The organism is Micromonospora sp. A202 (assembly GCF_006715105.1).
Classification (GTDB): Bacteria; Actinomycetota; Actinomycetes; order Mycobacteriales; family Micromonosporaceae; genus Micromonospora; species Micromonospora zamorensis.
Genome location: NZ_VFMP01000001.1, coordinates 382,516 through 396,954, shown reverse-complemented (window position 1 = coordinate 396,954; position 14,439 = coordinate 382,516). Strand labels below are relative to the sequence as shown.

Here is a 14,439-nt window from a genome sequence, read left to right as displayed (position 1 = left end):
GGACGCCGCCCTTACCGTCCTCGAACACGGGCCGCCTAGCGTCGGCCGGTATGAGCGATCGTGAAGCGGTGGCGCACCTGCTGCGCCGGGCCACCTTCGGGCCGACCGCGGACGAGGTGGACGCGGCCGAGCGGACCGGCCCGGCGGCGACGCTGGACCGGCTGCTCGCCCCCGGTCGGACCGACCGTGGTGCGGCGGCCACCCCACCGCCGACCCTGGCCGCAGACCCGTACGCCCGGCTGACCGGCGAATCCACCCGGGAGCAGCGGCAGCAGGCCAACGCGGAGCGCCGTGAGCAGCTCCAGCAGCTCACCGGGTGGTGGCTGGACCGGATGGTGGCCGCCGAGGACGGGCTGACCGAGAAGCTGCTCTTCTTCTGGCACGGGCACTGGGCGACCAGCGCTCAGAAAGTCAAGTCCGCGCGGACGATGCTGGGCCAGTTGGAGACGCTGCGCCGCCACGGACGGGGGCCGCTGGGCCCGCTGGTCGCGGCGATGGTGCGCGACCCCGCCCTGATCATCTGGCTGGACGGGCAGAAGAACACCCGCAAGGCACCGAACGAGAACCTGGCCCGCGAGCTGATGGAGCTGTTCACCCTCGGCATCGGCAACTACACCGAGGCGGACGTGAAGGCCGGCGCGCGCGCCCTGACGGGCTGGGTGGTCGACCGGCGTACCGGTGTCGCCCGGTTCGAGGCCAGGCGGCACGACCCCGGCGAGAAGACCATCCTCGGGCAGAGCGGCCGGTTCGACGCCGAGGCGTACGCCGGGCTGCTGGCCGCCCAACCCGCGGCGGCGACCTTCGTGGCCCGGCGGCTCTGGTTCCGCTACGCGGGCACCGAGGTGCCGGCACCGGACGGCCTGGCCGGCGCGGACACCGCCGTGACCCTGCGCGCGCTCTTCTCCACGCCGGCCTTCGCCCAGTCCCGGGGCACGCTGGTCAAGCAGCCGGTGGAGTGGCTGGTCGGTGCGCTACGCCAGCTCGGCATCCGACCCTCCGCCCTGCCCGAGCAGCAACGCAAACAACTGCTGGCCGGTCTGAACGCCCTGGACCAGGTGCCGCTGCGACCGCCCAGCGTGGGTGGCTGGCCCGCCGGGGCGGCCTGGCTGACCACCTCGTCGTTGCAGGCCCGGCTGCGCACCGCCGGGATGCTCGCCGCCGCAACGGCACCAGCGGTGCTGGCCCGGCTGACCGCCGCGCCCACCGCCGGCCGACCGGACGCGCTGGCCCGACTGCTGGTGGTCGACGGCTGGAGCGCGCGCACCCGTGCCGCCCTCACGCCGCTGGCCGACGAGCCCCGCAAGTTGCTGGCCGCCGGCCTGGTCAGCCCCGAATACACAGTCAGCTGAGCGGAGGAGTCGACATGGACACCCTGACCCGACGCAGGTTCCTGCTGACCAGCGGGGTGGTCGGCGCGGGCGCGCTGGCCGCCGGAGCCGGCGCGTACAGCCTGCGGGACCTGTTGGACACCAGCGGGGACCGCGATCCGCAGGCCCGCACGCTGGTGCTGGTGACCCTCTACGGCGGCAACGACGGGCTCAACACGGTCATCCCGTACGGCGACCCGGCCTACCGGGCGGCCCGCCCCGAGCTGGCGTACCCGGACGGGGAGGTGCTGCAGTTGGACGACGACTTCGGTCTCAACCCGGCGCTGGCCGGCCTGCACCAGCGCTGGTCCGGCGGCGGGCTGGCGATCGTGCGCGGGGTCGGCTACCCGAAGCCGGATCGCAGCCACTTCCGGTCGATGGACATCTGGCACACGGCGCAGCCGGACCGGCCGGGCAACACCGGGTGGCTGGGCCGTTGGCTGGACTCCGCCGGCGGCGACCCCCGGCTGGCGGTCTCCTTCGAGCCGGCGCTGCCGCCGCTGCTGGCCGGGGCGCAGAGTGCCGGCGCCGCCGTGCCGGTGACCGAACGGAAGGCCGCCAAGGGCCTGTCCGCGGAGACGCTGGCCGCGCTCGCCGCCGCCCAGGCCGGTGAGTCGGCGGCCCGGAGCCGGGCCGCCGCCTGCTTCGCCGACCTGCGGTCGGTGGACGAGATGATCCGCCAGGTACGCGACGCCGCCGACCCGGACACGGCGGACCCGGACGGCGAGCAGGCACCCGCCACGGCGACGGGCGGGGCGCGCACCCCGCTGGACGCGCAGCTGGACCTGGTCGCGCAGTGCGTCGAGGCGGGAGTGTCCACCCGGGCGTTCTCGGTGTCGCTCGGTGGCTTCGACACGCATGCGGACGAGAAGCAGTTGCAGGCCGTCCTGCTGGGCCAACTGGACCGGGCGTTGACCGGGTTCGCCGACCGGATGAGCCGCACCGAGGCGGGTCGGAAGGTGGTGGTGGCGGTCTACTCCGAGTTCGGCCGCCGCGTACGGGCGAACGCCTCGGACGGCACCGACCACGGCACCGCCTCGGACGTGCTGCTGCTCGGCGCGGGCGTACGCGGCGGTTGGCACGGGGCGGCACCGAGCCTCACCGACCTCGACGACGGCGACCTGAAGTTCACCACCGACTTCCGGGACGTGTACGCCACAGTGCTGGAACGGGTGCTGGACACCGACCCGGGCCCGATCCTCGCGGACTGGCGGGGACGAGTGGACAAATTGTTCTAGTCGTCCTCTTCCGGGTCCTGGTTGGCCTGCTCGCCCAGCACGAACGCCTGCATGGCCAGCTCGTCACCGGCCGGCGAGACGAAGGCGGGCAGCTCGCGGGGGCCCAGCTCCTGCACGTAGGACCAGAACAGCCGGACCGCCTCGGCCGGCGTGGCGGCCTCGATGGGCAGGTCGAGGCTGACCAGCCAGGTGCGCCGCGCCGGGGGCGGGCCGAGCTGGTCGGCCAGCGCCCGGAAGGCCGCCGGCTCCAGCGCGGTGACCGGCCCGTCGAGCGTCAGCAGGTCGGCCGGGACCGGCTCGTCGAAGGCCCTGCGGGTGTACGCCACGACGAGCGTCCCCGGCTCGACGTCGGACTGCGGGTCGTCCGGGTCTTCCCGGTGGCGTTGACCCGTCGCGGCGACCCGGCCGAGCGCCACCAGCCGCGGCGGCGCGTCGACCAGCACCGCCACCTGGTCTCCCGGGCCCGGTCGGACGACATCGGTCAGACCGGTCAGCTCCAACGTGTCGTGGTGCACGAGCCGCTCGGCCTCGTACCGTTCGGCTGGCAGCAGCACGGCCCAGGTGCCCACCCCGTCGGCACGGCCGGGGCCACCGGCCCGGTACGCGGTCTCGGTCGTCATGTCTGCCATCTCATCATGTCGCCGATGGGAGGGTGACGTGACAGCCGACGATGTGATCGTCGACCATGCCGGTGGCCTGCATCAGCGCGTACGCGGTGGTCGGGCCCACGAACCGGAAGCCGCGCTTCTTGAGCGCCTTGGCCATCGCCGTCGACTCTCCAGTGATCGGTGCCAGCTCGGCGAACGAGGCGGGACGGGCCGGCCGGCGCTCCGGAGCGAAGGACCAGAGCAGCGCGGACAGCCCCTCCGGCAGCTCCAGTGCGGCGCGGGCGTTGGCGATCGCCGCCTCGATCTTGGCCCGGTTACGGACGATGCCCGCGTCGGCCAGCAGCCGGGTCACGTCGGCATCGCCGTATCCGGCGACGGTCGGGAGGTGGAACTCGTCGAAGGCCAGCCGGAACGCCGGGCGCTTGCGCAGGATGGTCAACCAGGACAGGCCTGACTGGAACGCCTCCAGCGTCATCCGCTCGTAGAGCGCGTCGTCGCCGCGCAGCGGCCGCCCCCACTCGGTGTCGTGGTAGACGGCGTAGTCCGGGGTGCTCGACCCCCACGCGCAGCGCGCCAGGCCGTCGGCGCCGATCACCAGGTCTGTCACCTCGTACACGCTAGGGCATCGCACCGACACCCCATTGCCACCGGGCGTTCGGCTGCCTAAGGTGCTGGTTACCGACCGGTAGCTCGGGGTCACCCAGCGGTGCGCCCCGACCGGCGACGGCGAGCGGAGGCCGCGCGATGAAGGAATTCCCGGACGTCATCGCCTGGTCGATCCCGGCCTTCGTGCTGCTCATCGTGCTGGAGCGGGTCTCCTACCTGCTGCACCGCGACGATGACGAGGTCGGCTACGGCGGTGCCGACACCGCGACCAGCATGGCGATGGGCCTGGGCAGCATCTTCGCCGACCTGCTCTGGAAGGTGCCGATCGCCGCCGCGTACGCGCTGCTCTACGCGCTCACCCCGCTGCGGGTGGCCGAGGTCTGGTGGACCTGGCCGCTGATCCTGCTCGCGCAGGACTTCTTCTACTACTGGTCCCATCGCGGCCACCACGTGATCCGGATCCTCTGGGCCTCACACGTGGTGCACCACTCGTCGCAGCGGTTCAACCTCTCCACGGCGCTGCGCCAACCGTGGACCGGGCTGACCAGTTGGGTCTTCTACATCCCGCTGATCCTCATCGGCGTACACCCGGCGGTGGTCGCGTTCTGCGGCTCGGTCAACCTGCTCTACCAGTTCTGGATCCACACCGAACGCATCGACCGCATGCCGCGCTGGTACGAGGCGGTGTTCAACACCCCGTCGCACCACCGGGTGCACCACGCCTCCCAGGGCGGCTACCTGGACCGCAACTTCGGCGGCATCCTGATCGTCTGGGACCGGCTCTTCGGCTCGTTCGCCGCCGAGCGGGAGCGCTGCGTGTACGGCCTCACCAAGAACGTCGGCAGCTACAACCCCGTCCGGGTGGCCTTCCACGAGTACGCCTCGATCGCCCGGGACCTCCGCGCCGCGGCGACCTGGCGGCATCGGGTCGGGCACCTCTTCCGAGCGCCGGGCTGGCAGCCGGCACCGGGCGCGGTCAGGGCAGTTGGCCCTGCTCGACCAGACGGGCGAACCTCTTCAGCGCCTGGGTGAGGCCGAGCTTGGAGCCGGGCCAGAGCAGCGGCCAGGCCAGTCGACCGGCTCGGCCGCCAGGCAGGTGGAACCACTCGTGCCAGACGACCTGGGTGCGGGCCCGGCCCAACTGGGTGCAGCGCAGCACGCCCGGCCCACGCAGCAACTGACCGTGGTGCACGACGCCGATCTCGTACGGTTCGTCGACCCGGACCACCCGCATCTCGTCGCGCAACGTGGCCCGGCCGACCGCGGTCACCGCCTCGATCCGGCTGCCCTCGCGCCCGTCACCCTCGACCACCCGGACACGGGTGAACGGGATCCAGTCGGACTGGCGCTCCCAGGCGAGCAGCGCGGCGAAGACCTGCTCCGCCGGGGCGTCGACGATCACCGTGGCGGTCACCTCGCCGGCGCCGGGTCGGGCTGCCTCCCGAAGATCGTCAGCGCCTCCCGGGTCGGTCACGCCGACTCCGACCGGACCACCACGTCGCGCTGCCCGGTGCCGTCGGCGGACGCGCCGTCGGTCTGCTCACGATCGACGGGCTCGCTGTCGACCGGCGGCTCGCCGTCGAGCGGGGCCACACCGTCGGAATCCGCCGGAGACGACGTGGCGGCGGGCAGCGGGCCGGCGTCGGAACCCACGACATCGGTCGATGACGCGTTGTCGTCCGAGTCGGTCACGTCCGCGTTCGTCGCCTTGCTGGCGGACTGCTCACGGGCCTGGCGCAGCGCCTCCGCGTCGTCGGTGCGGCCCTCACGCAACGCGGTGACCTCCGCCTCCAGTACGCCGATCAGCTCGGACTTGTAGCCGATGTCGTAGGCGGCGCGGCGCATCGCCTGATCGACCTGGGCCATCCGGTACCCGCGCAACCCGGTGTCGAAACGGACCGCCCCCACGTCGGATTCGCGCAGCGGACGGGTGCCCGGCAACGCCACGGCCTGAGAGTCCGGTTCGGTGGGCACCAGGCCGGGATCACGGCCGCTGACCAGCACCGTAACGCCGAATATCACCGCCGCGACGGTCAATGCCACGACCAGAAGGAGCAGAAGATGACCCATGCACTGATCGTGGCATGACGGCCGGCCAGGAGCGACCCCGCCACCCGTTCCGATCATGATCGGAACGGGCTCCCGCCCACGGTTCTCCTCCGTCGACCGACTAGCGTCGGGACCGGCCGACGCGGCGGCGACGGCGCGGACTCTCAGGAGGCGGCATGGCGGGGGCGCTTCGGCTGGGTGGGCGCACGTTCGCCCCCGGCGAGCTGGTGGTGATGGCGATCATCAACCGCACGCCGGACTCGTTCTTCGACCGGGGGGCCACCTTCGCCGCCGACAGCGCCCTGCGCGCGGTGGAGCGGGCGGTGGCCGAGGGCGCGGCCATCATCGACATCGGCGGGGTCAAGGCCGGCCCCGGCGCGGACGTGGGCGCCGCCGAGGAGATCCGGCGCACGGTGGACACCATCGCCGCCGTCCGGGCCGCGTTCCCGGAGGTGGTCATCTCCATCGACACCTGGCGCGCCGAGGTGGCCACGGAGGCCGTGGCGGCCGGCGCCGACCTGCTCAACGACACCTGGTCGGGTGCCGACCCGGCGCTGGCCCGGGTGGCCGCGCAGACCGGCGCGGGCCTGGTCTGTTCGCACGCCGGCGGCCTGGTCCCCCGGACCAGGCCACACCGGGCCGCCTTCGACGACGTGGTCGCCGACGTGGTGACGACGGTGACCGGGCTCGCCGAGCGCGCGGTGGCGGCAGGGGTACGCCCCGACGGCATCCTCATCGACCCGGCACACGACTTCGGCAAGAACACCCGGCATTCCCTGGAGATCACCCGCCGACTGGACGAGTTGACCGCGACCGGGTGGCCGGTGCTGGTGGCGCTCTCCAACAAGGACTTCGTCGGCGAGACGCTGGACCTGCCGGTGGCCGAACGGCTGGAGGGGACGCTGGCCGCGACGGCGGTGTCGGCCTGGCTGGGCGCCCGGGTCTTCCGGGCCCACCAGGTCGGCCCCACCCGCCGGGTGCTGGACATGGTGGCCTCGATCCGGGGTGACCGCCCGCCGGCAGCGACCCGCCGAGGGCTGGCCTGACCGGTCATCGCCGTAACCGACCGGGAACGGCCGGGCGGGCCGACACGATCGCCGGAGGTCGCGACGCTCAGGTCCAGCGGAGGATGTTCCTTCGCCAGGCATAGAGGATGCCGAGCGCGAGCACCGCCACGAACACCGCCATCTCCACCACCGTCACCAGGCCGAAGCCCGGCCGGTCGAAGACCACCGCCCAGGGGAAGAGGAACACCGCCTCGACCGCGAACAGCACGTACAGGTACGCGTACACGTAGTAGCGGATCTGCATCTGCGCCCAGTCCGCGCCGACCGGGTCGAGACCGCACTCGTAGCTGGTCCGTTTGCCGGGCGGGTCGGCCGGACGCGCCGGACGTAACACCCGGTTGGCCGAGAACGCCGTAACGAAGAACAGGACGCTGGCGAGCAGTAAGAGCCCGAGCGTCACGTACGAGCCCAGGTATCCGGTCACAGTTCGGGAGCCTACCGTCCGCCCGGAGGCGTCGTCCCAAACACGTTACGGATTTGTTTCCGGACGGGACTAGTGCACCAGGGCAACTGTTACCGAATACTGGACCCCCACCCACGGCACGGAGGACAGATGGCCCGCGTGAAGGCATTGCCCGGTCGACGGGCGGAGGTGCGGCGTGCCGCGCCCTCGCTGGCGGCCGCGCTCGCGCTCGGCCTGCTCGCGGCGCTCGCCGTGGGACCGACCGGAGCCAACGCGGCGACGCCGGAGCCCGAGCCGGTCGTGATGGTGACCGACCCGGTCAGCGAACCGGAGACCACCGCGTCGCAGGATCCGACTCCGACCGAGGAGCCGACGGATCCGTTGCCCACCGACCCTGCACCGGAGACCACCGCACCCGCACCGGAGACGACGCCACCGCCACCGCCACCACCGGTGACCACCGCCCCGGAGGTGCCTCCGGCACCGACCACCACTGCGCCCGCGCCCGGCGGACCACCGACGGCGGTGCCCCCGATCGCGCCGCCACCCCCGGTCCCGCCAGTCCGCCCGCCTCCCCCGGGCTCGGCGGCGCCGCCGCCGAGCCCGTTGGGCGTCCAGGTCACCACCCAGGACGTCACCCTCACCGAGGCCTACTGGAACGCCGCCAGCACGGCCACCACGTTGCAGGTCACCGTCAACAACACGGGCACGACCGCGCAGCGGATCCGGCTCTCGTACACGCTGCCGGCCGGGCTGACCGACGTCGGCACGAAGGGCTGCACCGCCGCCGGTAACGGCACGTACCGCTGCGGGGCCTGGACAGCCGAGGCGGGCGTACGGTTCAGCGCTCTGCTCCGCCTGCGGGTCGACGGCAGCGCGTGGAAGCAGATGCCGCTCGCCGGCTCCGTCCAGGTCGTCGCGGACGCGCCGGGAGTGCCCGGGGAAGCAAAGGACGACCAGGGCTTCGCGGTGCTCTTCCCGCCCGGCCCGCCGGCGCCCGGGATCGCTCTCGCCGCCGACGAGGTGGCCTTCGACATCAGCGGCGCCGCCAGCACCCTCGCGCTCCGGCTGGGCAACACCGGCGCGGTGGACGCCACCGGCCAGGTCGAGGTCGTGCTGCCACCCGGGGTGACCGTTCCGACTCCGCCGCCCGGCTGCGTGGCGGTCGACCCGACCCGGACCCGCTGCGACGCGGGCCTGGTGGCGGCGGGTAAGACCGCCGAGTTGCGGCTGCCGGTGGAGGCGACGCCGGAGGCTCAGCGGGCGGCACCGCTGTCCGGTGCCCTGATCGGTCAACTCGACCCACGCAGCGGCGCGACCCGGCAACTCCAGATGAGCTTCCGGATCACCGCTGCGGCCGCGCTGGCCACGCCGGTGGTCTCACCGCCCGCACCGACCGGTTCCCAGGGCGTACTCCCCGGGGGTGCTGCCAACGGCGACGGCGGGATGACCTCGGTGCAGCGCACCGCGATCATCCTGATCGTGGTCTCCGCGCTGCTGGTGGTGCTCGCCCTCACCCTGGCCACAATCTCGCTGCGCCGCCGCCTCAACGGCCCGGTGCCCGGACCCGCGCCCAACCCGGTCGAGTGATCGCTCGGCGACCCCGCCGCACCCGGTCGGGGTCGCCGCGGTGATCCGGTGGTGATCTGAATTACGGCGGGCGGGGCAAAACGCCGCAAACCGGGGCGAGTGGCAGCGGTTAGGGGTCCCAGTCGGCGGACCTCCGGGGATGGTTAGGGCTCCCTTAGACGTAGGCTCTGAGGTGAGGTACGACAGCGGCCGGACCAGCCTGGGGCGGTGCGGTGACACGTTGCGTCAAGGAGGTTCCGTGGCCGGGCATGGCGAGTTTCTGCGAGCCCCGCAGTCGCGAACGAAGGTGGCACAGTGACCAAGCAGATCCGTCAGCTCGACCGGGTGGTCATCCGATTCGCCGGTGACTCCGGCGACGGCATGCAGCTGACCGGCGACCGGTTCACCTCGGAGACGGCGCAGCTCGGCAACGACATCTCCACGCTGCCAAACTTCCCCGCCGAGATCCGGGCTCCCGCCGGCACCCTGCCCGGTGTGTCGAGCTTCCAGGTGCACTTCGCCGACTACGACATCCTCACACCGGGCGACGCGCCCAACGTGCTGGTGGCGATGAACCCGGCGGCCCTCAAGGCCAACCTGGCCGACCTGCCGCGCGGCGCGGACATCATCGTCAACACCGACGAGTTCACCAAGCGCAACCTTGCCAAGGTCGGCTACCAGGCCAGTCCTCTGGACGACGACTCGCTGGCCGGCTACGTCGTGCACCCGGTGGCGCTGACCTCGATGACGGTCGGTGCGCTCGCCGCGTACCAGGTGTCCAAGAAGGACGCCGAGCGGTCGAAGAACATGTTCGCCCTCGGCCTGCTCTCCTGGATGTACTCCCGGCCCTTCGAGTCGACGCTGCGCTTCCTGGAGCGCAAGTTCGCGGCCCGTCCAGAGCTGGTCGCGGCCAACGTCGCCGCCTTCAAGGCCGGCTGGAACTTCGGCGAGACGACCGAGGACTTCGCGGTCCGCTACGAGGTCAAGCCGGCGAAGATGAAGCCGGGCACCTACCGCAACATCACCGGCAACGCGGCGCTCTCGCTGGGGCTGGTCGCCGCCGGGGTCCGGTCCGGGCTGCCGGTCTTCCTCGGCGCATACCCGATCACGCCCGCCTCCGACATCCTGCACGAGCTGAGCAAGCACAAGCGCTTCGGCGTTCTCACAGTGCAGGCCGAGGACGAGATCGCCGCGGTCGGCGCCGCGCTGGGTGCGTCGTACGGCGGCTCGCTCGGCGTGACAACCACCAGCGGCCCCGGTGTGGCGCTCAAGAGCGAGACGATCTCGCTCGCGGTGGCGCTGGAGCTGCCGCTGGTGATCGTGGACGTGCAGCGCGCCGGCCCGTCGACCGGCATGCCGACCAAGACCGAGCAGGCCGACCTCAACATGGCGCTCTACGGCCGGCACGGCGAGGCGCCTGTCGCGGTCGTCGCGCCCCGGTCACCGTCGGACTGCTTCTTCGCGGCCCTGGAGGCGGCCCGGATCGCGCTGACCTACCGCACTCCGGTGATCCTGCTGTCCGACAACTACGTCGCCAACGGTTCGGAGCCGTGGCTGTTGCCCGACGTGGAGTCGCTGCCCGACCTGCGGGTCGAGTTCGCCACCAAGCCCAACGGCGACGACGGCACCACCTTCCTGCCCTACCTGCGCGACCCGGAGACCCTGGCCCGCCCGTGGGCGATCCCCGGCACCGCCGGGCTGGAGCACCGGATCGGCGGCCTGGAGAAGGCCGACAAGACCGGCGACATCTCGTACGACCCGGCCAACCACGACTTCATGGTGCGGACCCGGGCGGCCCGGATCGAGACGATTCCGGTTCCCGACATCGAGGTGGAGGACCCGGACGGCGACGCCCGGGTGCTGGTCCTCGGCTGGGGCTCGACGTACGGGCCGATCGGCGCGGCCTGCCGCGGGGTGCGCCAGCGGGGGCTTTCCATCGCCCAGGCACACCTGCGGCACCTCGCCCCGATGCCGGCCAACCTCGGTGAGGTGCTGCGCTCGTACGACAAGGTGGTCATCCCGGAGATGAACCTGGGTCAGCTCGCCCACGTCATCCGGGCCCGCTACCTGGTCGACGCGATCAGCTACAACCAGGTCCGCGGCCTGCCGTTCACGGCCGCCGAGCTGGAGACGACGCTGGAAGAGGTGCTGAAGAATGTCTGAGCCCGTCGCCCTCAAGCTCACCGCGAAGGACTTCAAGTCCGACCAGGAGGTGCGCTGGTGCCCCGGCTGCGGTGACTACGCGATCCTGGCCGCCATCCAGCAGTTCATGCCGGAGCTGAACATCCCCCGGGAGCGCACGGTCTTCGTCTCCGGGATCGGCTGCTCGTCGCGCTTCCCGTACTACATGAACACGTACGGGATGCACTCGATCCACGGCCGCGCCCCGGCGATCGCGACCGGCCTGTCGGTGTCCCGGCCGGACCTGTCGGTCTGGGTGGTCACCGGTGACGGCGACGCGCTCTCCATCGGCGGCAACCACCTGATCCACGCGTTGCGGCGCAACGTCAACCTCAAGATCCTGCTGTTCAACAACCGGATCTACGGTTTGACCAAGGGCCAGTATTCGCCCACCTCCGAGGTTGGCAAGGTCACCAAGTCGACCCCGTCAGGCTCGGCGGACGCCCCGTTCAACCCGCTCTCGCTCGCGCTCGGCGCGGAGGCCAGCTTCGTCGGCCGGACCATCGACTCGGACCGCAAGCACCTCCAGTCGGTGCTGCGGGCCGCCGCCGAGCACGAGGGTTCGGCGTTCGTGGAGATCTACCAGAACTGCAACATCTTCAACGATGGGGCGTTCGAGCAGCTCAAGGACCCGTCCACGCGGGACGACTACCTGATCCGCCTGGAGCACGGGCAGCCGATCACCTTCGGGGCCGACGGGCAGTTCTGCGTGGTGCACCCGCCGGGTGGCTTCGGCCTGGAGGTCCGGGAGACCAGCTCGGTCCGCCCGGAGGAGATCGTCGTGCACGACGCGACGGTGGCCGACCCGGCGTACGCGTTCGCGCTGTCCCGGCTGCCCGGTCTCGACCTGCGCAACACCCCGATCGGTGTGTTCCGCTCGGTGGACCGGCCGTCCTACGACAGCGTGGTGCAGAGTCAGCTCGCGGCCGCCAAGGCGACGGTCACCGAAACTCCCGAGCAGCAGCTCGCCGGCCTGCTGGGCAGTGGCGACACCTGGACGATCCTCTGACCCGTACTGCACGACGAACGGCCGTCCCCGTTTCGGGGACGGCCGTTCGTCATGCTCGGTGCCGGTTGTTCAGCGCTGAGCGGAGGCCGGCACCCAGAGGTTGTCGATCTGCTTCTCCGCCGCCGCGAGGCTCGCCTCGTGCAGCGGGATCAGCTCGGCCATCGCCGGCACCGAGGGCGCCAGGGTCAGCTCGACATGGATGAAGCGCGGCTCCAGGCCGGTCATCGACAGGCCGTGCGGGAGCCACTGCTCCGCGTGGTCCCAGCCGTGGCGCGGGGTGCCCTCGCCGTAGCCGCCGCCCCGGCTGGCCAGCACCACGAACTCGCGTCCACCGAGCAGGCCCTCCTGCGTCGTCGGGTCGTAGGTGAGGCCGGCGACGATCAGGTGGTCGACCCAGGACTTGACGCTGCTGGGCGCGCCGTAGTTGTAGAGCGGCAGGCCGAGCAGCACCACGTCGGCCCGCTTCACCTCGTCGACCAGCCGCTCGCTGAGCTCCCAGGACTCGCGCTGGGCCGGGGTGTGCTGGTCCGGCGGCGTCATCCGAGCCAGCCCGCCGTCCGCGTCCAGGTGCGGCAGCGGCTCCGCGCCGAGGTCCCGGTAGTCCACCGTGCCGTCGGGGTGGGCCGCACGCCATGCGGCGACCGCGCGGGCGGTGAGCCGCCGGCTGATCGACCACTCACCGCGGATGCTCGAGTCAATATGCAGAAGATGCATGGTTCCCCCTCCAGGGATCGTCTGTGTAGCGCCAACTATTTATAGCAGGCAGATGTTCCAATCACTCGGTAGACTGGGTCACATGTCCGCCCTGGCCCCAGATCCCTCGGAGCACCGTTCGGGCGCGCTCCTGGACCACCTGGCCCGGCGGATGCGACTGCGTTCGGAGTCGGTGCTGGCGCCACTGGGCCTGCGACCACGGCACCTGGTCGCGCTCACCGTGTTGCGGGACGGCGGCGGCAGCAGTCAGCAGGCGCTCGCCAGCACCCTGGAAATGGACAGCACGAACATCGTCGGGCTGCTCAACGACCTGGAAGCGAAGCACCTGGTCGAGCGGCGCCGCTCACCGGAGGACCGCCGACGGCACGTCGTCGAGTTGACCGAAGACGGTGCAAAACACCTCAAAGAGGCCGAATGCGCCCTGGCTGGCGCGGAGGACGAGGTGCTGACCGCACTGGGACCCGCCGAACGGGAGACGCTCTACGAGCTGCTCCGGCGGGCCGTCTCCGCGACACCGGTCATCTGCACCGAAGCGCTCCGCGCCGACGTCGACAACTGTTGACGGCGGCGGCCGCAGGGTCAGGCGGTCGTCGCCGACTGCGGGCGGTCGTCGCGTACGTGCACCAGCATGTCGCCGGTCTCGATCACGGCACCGGCCCGGTCGGCCAGGCTGACCACCTTGCCCCGCCGCACCAGGGCGATCACCAGTGACTCCAGCTCGCGCGGCGAGCGACCCACCTCGCTCCGCTCGGCCGAGCGCATCGCCAACGCCATGCCCTGACCGGGAGTGAGCAGATCCTCCACCACGTCGATCAACGGCGGGGCCGAGGTGGACAGACCGAGCAGCCGGCCCGCGGTGGCCGAGGAGACGATCACGTGGTGCGCACCGCTCTGCTTGAGCAGCGGGGCGTTCTCCGCCTCCCGCGCCGCCGCGATGATCCGGACCTGCCCGGCGGTGAGCTGCCGCACCGTCAGCGCGACCAGCACCGAGGCGTCGTCGCTGTCGGTCGCGATGATCACGGCCTTCGCGTTCTTGACGTGCGCCTCGTTCAGCACCGACGACCGGGTCGCCGAGCCCTCGATCGCCACCAGCCCGGCGGAGGTGGCCTGCCGCAGGGCGGCGGCGCTGCGCTCCACCACCACGATCCGCGACCGGTCCAGACCGTTCTCCATCAGGGCGGAGACCGCGCTGCGCCCCTTGGTGCCGTAGCCGCAGATGATGACGTGGTCCTTCACGCTTCTCCTCCACCGCGACAGGCGACGGCCGGTGCGGTACTGCTCGGTCAGAACTTCCAGAGTGGTGCCGACCAGGATGATAAGGAAGATCACCCGGGCGGGGGTGATGAAGAGGACGTTGACCAGCCGAGCCGACGGCGCGGCCGGTGTGATGTCGCCGTAGCCGGTGGTGGAGAGCGACACGACCGCGTAGTAGAAGCAGTCGAGCAGGGTGAGGCCGTCCTCGTTGACATCGCGGTAGCCGTCCCGGCCGATATAGACGGCGGCGACCACGGCGAAGACCAGGCCCAGGGCGGCGGCGAGTCGTAGGCTCAGCGCGCTCAGCGGGCCCCGGCGCTGCGCGGGGAAATGGATCACCGTCGAACCTGCCCCGCCACCGTCGCCTGCACGCC

At 71.8% G+C, this 14,439-nt stretch carries 15 protein-coding genes; 8 read left to right on the top strand and 7 right to left on the bottom strand.

The features are described 5' to 3' along the window. The first annotated feature begins 50 nt into the window (after positions 1-50). Together FBZ33_RS01900 and FBZ33_RS01895 are read left to right on the top strand one after the other, a co-directional pair. Positions 51-1,349: a DUF1800 family protein gene (locus FBZ33_RS01900; protein WP_141907802.1), complete on the top strand. Its 1,299-nt coding sequence runs from the start codon at positions 51-53 to the stop codon at positions 1,347-1,349. Between the two features lie 14 nt (positions 1,350-1,363). Then, entirely contained in the window at positions 1,364-2,605 is a 1,242-nt protein-coding gene (locus FBZ33_RS01895) for a DUF1501 domain-containing protein (protein ID WP_141907801.1), read from the top strand. On the opposite strand, the gene FBZ33_RS01890 is transcribed toward FBZ33_RS01895, so the two are convergent. Beyond that, complete coding sequence (locus tag FBZ33_RS01890; RefSeq protein WP_141907800.1) at positions 2,602-3,225, bottom strand: hypothetical protein; 624 nt, start codon at positions 3,223-3,225, stop codon at positions 2,602-2,604. The genes FBZ33_RS01895 and FBZ33_RS01890 overlap by 4 nt on opposite strands. A 13-nt stretch (positions 3,226-3,238) precedes the next feature. Continuing rightward, positions 3,239-3,820 (bottom strand): DNA-3-methyladenine glycosylase I, encoded by a 582-nt coding sequence (locus tag FBZ33_RS01885; RefSeq protein WP_099856976.1) that lies wholly within the window; start codon positions 3,818-3,820, stop codon positions 3,239-3,241. A 137-nt stretch (positions 3,821-3,957) separates the two neighbouring features. Here FBZ33_RS01885 and FBZ33_RS01880 point away from each other — a divergent pair, with 137 nt between their 5' ends. Further along, positions 3,958-4,851 carry a sterol desaturase family protein gene (locus FBZ33_RS01880; protein ID WP_141907799.1) on the top strand — a complete coding sequence of 298 codons (894 nt, stop codon included), beginning with the start codon at positions 3,958-3,960 and terminating at the stop codon, positions 4,849-4,851. Here FBZ33_RS01880 and FBZ33_RS01875 read toward each other — a convergent pair. Together FBZ33_RS01875 and FBZ33_RS01870 are read right to left on the bottom strand one after the other, a co-directional pair. Continuing rightward, positions 4,796-5,293: an SRPBCC family protein gene (locus tag FBZ33_RS01875; protein WP_141907798.1), complete on the bottom strand. Its 498-nt coding sequence runs from the start codon at positions 5,291-5,293 to the stop codon at positions 4,796-4,798. The genes FBZ33_RS01880 and FBZ33_RS01875 overlap by 56 nt on opposite strands. After that, positions 5,290-5,889 carry a DivIVA domain-containing protein gene (locus FBZ33_RS01870; RefSeq protein ID WP_141907797.1) on the bottom strand — a complete coding sequence of 200 codons (600 nt, stop codon included), beginning with the start codon at positions 5,887-5,889 and terminating at the stop codon, positions 5,290-5,292. The genes FBZ33_RS01875 and FBZ33_RS01870 overlap by 4 nt, the downstream gene beginning before the upstream one ends. 155 nt (positions 5,890-6,044) lie before the next feature. Between FBZ33_RS01870 and folP the strand changes: the two genes are divergently transcribed. Continuing rightward, on the top strand, positions 6,045-6,914 hold the full coding sequence (folP, locus tag FBZ33_RS01865; RefSeq protein WP_141907796.1) for a dihydropteroate synthase: 870 nt from the start codon (positions 6,045-6,047) through the stop codon (positions 6,912-6,914). Between the two features lie 67 nt (positions 6,915-6,981). Here folP and ndhC read toward each other — a convergent pair whose 3' ends face one another. Next, positions 6,982-7,359 carry an NADH-quinone oxidoreductase subunit A gene (gene ndhC / locus FBZ33_RS01860; RefSeq protein ID WP_141907795.1) on the bottom strand — a complete coding sequence of 126 codons (378 nt, stop codon included), beginning with the start codon at positions 7,357-7,359 and terminating at the stop codon, positions 6,982-6,984. Between the two features lie 129 nt (positions 7,360-7,488). On the opposite strand from ndhC, the gene FBZ33_RS01855 reads away from it, so the two are divergent. From FBZ33_RS01855 to FBZ33_RS01845, 3 genes are all read left to right on the top strand, one after another. Continuing rightward, positions 7,489-8,928: a hypothetical protein gene (locus tag FBZ33_RS01855; RefSeq protein ID WP_141907794.1), complete on the top strand. Its 1,440-nt coding sequence runs from the start codon at positions 7,489-7,491 to the stop codon at positions 8,926-8,928. Positions 8,929-9,222: 294 nt separating this feature from the next. Next, complete coding sequence (locus FBZ33_RS01850) at positions 9,223-11,070, top strand: 2-oxoacid:acceptor oxidoreductase subunit alpha (RefSeq protein WP_141907793.1); 1,848 nt, start codon at positions 9,223-9,225, stop codon at positions 11,068-11,070. Then, positions 11,063-12,097 (top strand): 2-oxoacid:ferredoxin oxidoreductase subunit beta, encoded by a 1,035-nt coding sequence (locus tag FBZ33_RS01845; protein WP_141907792.1) that lies wholly within the window; start codon positions 11,063-11,065, stop codon positions 12,095-12,097. Before FBZ33_RS01850 ends, FBZ33_RS01845 begins: the two co-directional genes overlap by 8 nt. A gap of 69 nt (positions 12,098-12,166) precedes the next feature. On the opposite strand, the gene FBZ33_RS01840 is transcribed toward FBZ33_RS01845, so the two are convergent. After that, on the bottom strand, positions 12,167-12,811 hold the full coding sequence (locus FBZ33_RS01840) for an FMN-dependent NADH-azoreductase (RefSeq protein WP_141907791.1): 645 nt from the start codon (positions 12,809-12,811) through the stop codon (positions 12,167-12,169). Between the two features lie 82 nt (positions 12,812-12,893). Between FBZ33_RS01840 and FBZ33_RS01835 the strand changes: the two genes are divergently transcribed. Beyond that, entirely contained in the window at positions 12,894-13,373 is a 480-nt protein-coding gene (locus FBZ33_RS01835; protein ID WP_185755183.1) for a MarR family winged helix-turn-helix transcriptional regulator, read from the top strand. 17 nt (positions 13,374-13,390) lie between these two features. Here the strand turns inward: FBZ33_RS01835 and FBZ33_RS01830 are convergent, their stop codons facing one another. Then, on the bottom strand, positions 13,391-14,404 hold the full coding sequence (locus FBZ33_RS01830) for a TrkA family potassium uptake protein (protein WP_088951350.1): 1,014 nt from the start codon (positions 14,402-14,404) through the stop codon (positions 13,391-13,393). Positions 14,405-14,439 lie beyond the last annotated feature (35 nt).